Source organism: Acetobacter lambici (assembly GCF_011516885.1).
Classification (GTDB): domain Bacteria; phylum Pseudomonadota; class Alphaproteobacteria; order Acetobacterales; family Acetobacteraceae; genus Acetobacter; species Acetobacter lambici.
Genome location: NZ_WOTD01000090.1, coordinates 1 through 3908, shown reverse-complemented (window position 1 = coordinate 3908; position 3908 = coordinate 1). Strand labels below are relative to the sequence as shown.

The window sequence follows — 3908 nt, the reverse complement described above, 5'->3', positions numbered from 1 at the left end:
ACTCTGTCTGCATCGGGTTTTCTTATAGCTTACGAAAATTTCTTTTCTACAAAACAGACTTTTTCATAATCTAACCCGATGTACAACCCTTCTGTGAGATTTCCGCGTCGACCAGTTCCTCTCCGTGCAATTTCCAGGGCGACCACAGGGTCTCAGGCTGTGCGAGCCATGAGGGTTTGGGCAGACTACCAGCCGTTGAGGTGGGGAGCAGTGTTTTCATGAGAGATGACCTTGTCTTTCTGATGGATCAGCCGGCGTCACTGGCAGACCACTGTTCGAGGATATCGTGATATGGCCAGATGAAATTTTCTTCCGTATATTTTCCCTGAGCGGTTGCCAGTTGGCTCCGCTCTTCCCGGTCGTAGACAATTCGGGTGTTTGAATAATCCTGATGATTCAGGCTTGGCTGATAACAGTCAGCCGCCGCAGAATTGGCATTGTAAATTTCAGGACGGTAGACCTTCTGAAAAGATTCCATCACGCTGATGGTGCTGATCAGTTCAAGGGCAGAATAGTCAGACAGCAGATCGCCAAAAAAATAGAAGGCCAACGGTGCAGCACTATTGCGCGGCATGAAATAACGAACCTGCATACCCATTTTTTGAAAATACTGGTCTGTCAGGGAAAATTCTCGCTGCTCATATTCAACGCCGAGAACAGGATGCTGATTTTCCGTCCGATGATAGGTACGATTGGTCGAAACACTGAGGCAGATGACTGGCGGTTTTTTGAAATTCTGCTTGTAAGCAGACGAGTTCATAACGCTTTTAAAGAGATTTCCATGTAAGTCCCCATAGTTATGGGGGACACTGAATTCGGCTTTCTCTTTATTGTAAGCCGGTAACAACACGCTGAAGTCGTAATCCCGCACATACGAGGAAAAACTGTTCCCGGCGAGGCCCTCTATCCGTTTGTTGGCGTTTTTATCAACAATTGTTGTGTAGAGGACTTCGATCAGAGGAAAGCTGCCGCTTTTGCCAGAAAAGGCGAGATCCATCTCGACAGAAACGATTTCAAGTTCAAGAGTGTAGCGATCTCTGTTGGCATTATCCCAGTGCGCCAGATCATTGAACCGGTTGTCGATCATGCGCAGCACGTTGCGCAGGTTTTCCTGACGGCTTTCCCCTCTCGCCAGATTGGCAAAATTGGTCGTAAGGCGCGTCCTGTCAGAAGGATGATAGTTCTCATCGAAGCGGAGCCTATGGATACTGAATGTCGAGTCCTGAATCATTGTGGTCCTGTGTCCCTTTTCCACCCCAATCCAGAATGAGGACAATGGTGATGCATGGCATCCCCAGTTTGGCTTCTGCCTCTCTCAGGCGGTGGTGGTCATCGTCATCGCAGCTTTATGCCTGAACGTATCCGTGAGTAGAAATGATTTGATTTCATAAACACATCAATTTTGTTCATGGTAAAATGTGGCGGCGTTGTCCCCGGAAAGAACGACACCGGAAACTGATCAGCGCACTGTTTGTCTTCGGGAAATCAGGTCAATCAGACGCATGGTCTACATGCGAAAAACTGATATCTGCCTTCCGCCGCTCCATGATGTTCCAGCTTGCACTCTGGATGCGTTTGGCGGCATGGTGCAAAGGCAAACGCTTCAATGGTCCCGCGCGAGCGGGTTAATAGGGAACTCCGTTATGTTCTGGTCAGACATTCGGCCAGAAGCAAAGTCGGAGGCTGCTCCCGCAACTGTAGGCGGTATGTCACTGGTTCGTTCACTTTGAACGTGAACCACTGTTCTCATAGGAACGGGAAGGTTGGAACCGGTTGGCCATGATCCGTGAGCCAGGAGACCTGCCATTGCTCAGCCACCAACCGTCGGGCGGGATGACCGAAGGGAGGAGAGAATATATGCCTGTCTGCCTTATGCCGCGGTCGTTCCTGATGAATCAGGCGGTGGCCTCTTGTCCGGACACGGTCTTCTGCTCTGTTATTCCTGACCGATATATGGACAACGCTTTTGTGCTGCTGACAGCATTGATCCGTTAGAAACTTTCGGTTCAGCCGGCGGACACTGACGCATTCTGTCCGGTAATTGATAACGAGTTATACCTGCTCAGACAAAATGCGAGAGACGACATAACGCTCCATGACTTGGGTTGCGTTGTTTCCTTTGCGCTGAGCCAGTTGAAGTGTCGAGGTAATGGAAAACGAGCTCCACCAAATTTCAGACCATTCAGCGTGCGCGGTACAGATTGATTTAAGACGTGTCAGAACCAACCCGGATTTCTGGTATCCTGTCGCCTGGTCCCGTGAATTGGGAGGGGAAAAGGCAATCGATGTCCGGTTTGCAGGACAGCATATCGTCATCGTACGTCCTAAAAGCGGCGTTCCTTATGCGCTAGATGGCCTGTGCGCCCATCGGCAGGTTCTGCTTGGCAAAGGAAAGGTTTGTGGTGACCAGATAAGCTGTCCCGCTCATGGTCTGAGATATAATCGGGACGGCCAATGTGTTTCGCCCAATGTTTCTGCCGAAGCGCAATGTCTGCGTCTCAAAAGTTGGGCCTGTCGCGAAAAAGACGGGCTTATTTTTGTTTTCATGGGGGATCAGTCTCTTGCAGAGATTGTCCCGCTCCCTGACTTTCCAAGGGTGAGAGATACGCGTTATCGCACGCGACGTTTCGGGCAGATGGTGAACTGTCATTACAGTTTCATGCATGAAAACCTGATGGATATGAATCACCAGGTCCTGCACAGTCGGTTGGTCGGAAAAATGAAGCCGCGGTTTCTGGGAATGGACCACGGTGATGATTTTGTTGAAGCCCGCTACACCTTTGCACGAACCGGCGGCAAACAGCCTTTGAGTGAGGCGCTGATCTACGGCCAGAGACGCCGTGATGGTCGGGATTTTGCCTATCGGGACGTCATGACCATCAGGACACACTATCCCTATCAGAGCCTGCGTATTGAAACGCAGGGGATTGAGGAACCCGTGATGGAGTTGTGGATCTCGTATGTGCCACAGGACCGTGAGCAAATGACCAACCGTGTTTTCGGTCTGTTGTCGATCAAACGATTGAAAGTGCCTTTTTTACTGGATCTTGCCTGGCCAATACTGGTCGCATTCACGGAGCGCGTCTTCTTTGAAGATCGCGAGATTGTCGAGCTGGAACAGGCGGCATGGAAAGACCTCGGTGGAGATCACAATCGGGAAGTCTTTCCTGTTATCAATCAACTTCGCAATCTGCTCAGGCGATGTGGTCAGGCACCGGAAAGCGCAGAAAAGGCAGCACTATGAGATTGCCTTTTATAGCACCACCTTCCCACGCTTTTCATCCTTTGCTGGAAAAGATCATTCTTCTGGCGCCTGATCGAACCTGTGTCATTTCTTTACTGGGGACAGATGCAGTTTTACCTGAAGAAGAACAATTGCAGCAGAATGGCTATGATCTTTTCCAGATGACTGTTTCCAATCTACCAACAGGTAATCCCCCCATAAAAAGAGTGGCTTTTGAATGAGAATTTTCTCAGCGTAAGGATGAGGAGATTCTGATGAAGAGTGATCGCTTTACTGACGCACAGATCATGGGTGTAATCCGCCAGGCTGAGGGCGGTGTCCCGGTTCCTGACCTGTGCCGGGAGCATGGGATCAGCAACGCCACGTTTTACCGGTGGCGCGCGAAATATGGCGGTATGGATGCTTCGATGATCAGTCAGATGAAGGCTCTGGAAGAGGAGAACCGTCGGCTGAAGCGCATGTATGCGGATCTGAGCATGCAGACGGATATCCTGAAGGAAGCCCTTGGAAAAAAATGAAGCGGCCAGCCCAGCGCCGGGAACTGGCCGCACAGGCTGTGGCGCATCATGGGGTCAGCATTGCGCTGGCCTGTCGGATTTTTGGGATATCCGAGACCTGCTTTCGCTATCGTCCGCGACTGGCAGCGGAGAACGACAGGATTGCC

General features: G+C 50.6%; 3 protein-coding genes, 2 pseudogenes and 1 riboswitch. Of the genes and pseudogenes, 3 read left to right on the top strand and 2 right to left on the bottom strand.

Features of this window, described 5'->3' with window-relative positions; genetic code table 11:
- Nucleotides 1–100: 100 nt before the first annotated feature.
- Nucleotides 101–220: pseudogene (locus tag GOB86_RS16230) on the bottom strand (methionine synthase); the annotation flags it as partial.
- A 27-nt stretch (nt 221–247) separates the two neighbouring features.
- The gene (locus GOB86_RS14825) at nt 248–1231 is read right to left on the bottom strand and encodes a DUF1852 domain-containing protein (RefSeq protein WP_034931884.1); all 984 of its coding nucleotides are present in this window, start codon (nt 1229–1231) and stop codon (nt 248–250) included.
- A 359-nt stretch (nt 1232–1590) separates the two neighbouring features.
- A riboswitch (cobalamin riboswitch) is annotated at nt 1591–1822 on the top strand.
- A 327-nt stretch (nt 1823–2149) separates the two neighbouring features.
- On the opposite strand from GOB86_RS14825, the gene GOB86_RS14820 reads away from it, so the two are divergent.
- From GOB86_RS14820 to GOB86_RS14810, 3 genes and pseudogenes are all read left to right on the top strand, one after another.
- Nucleotides 2150–3244 carry an aromatic ring-hydroxylating oxygenase subunit alpha gene (locus tag GOB86_RS14820; RefSeq protein ID WP_051672108.1) on the top strand — a complete coding sequence of 365 codons (1095 nt, stop codon included), beginning with the start codon at nt 2150–2152 and terminating at the stop codon, nt 3242–3244.
- Complete coding sequence (locus GOB86_RS14815) at nt 3241–3465, top strand: hypothetical protein (RefSeq protein ID WP_165993420.1); 225 nt, start codon at nt 3241–3243, stop codon at nt 3463–3465. Before GOB86_RS14820 ends, GOB86_RS14815 begins: the two co-directional genes overlap by 4 nt.
- Nucleotides 3466–3498: 33 nt before the next feature.
- Nucleotides 3499–3908: pseudogene (locus GOB86_RS14810) on the top strand (transposase); the annotation flags it as partial.

Coding starts and splice junctions, on each gene's coding strand:
- GOB86_RS14820 (WP_051672108.1), top strand. CDS start 2,150: ATGGAAAACGAGCTCCACCAAATTTCAGACCATTCAGCGTGCGCGGTA.
- GOB86_RS14815 (WP_165993420.1), top strand. CDS start 3,241: ATGAGATTGCCTTTTATAGCACCACCTTCCCACGCTTTTCATCCTTTG.
- GOB86_RS14825 (WP_034931884.1), bottom strand. CDS start 1,231: ATGATTCAGGACTCGACATTCAGTATCCATAGGCTCCGCTTCGATGAG.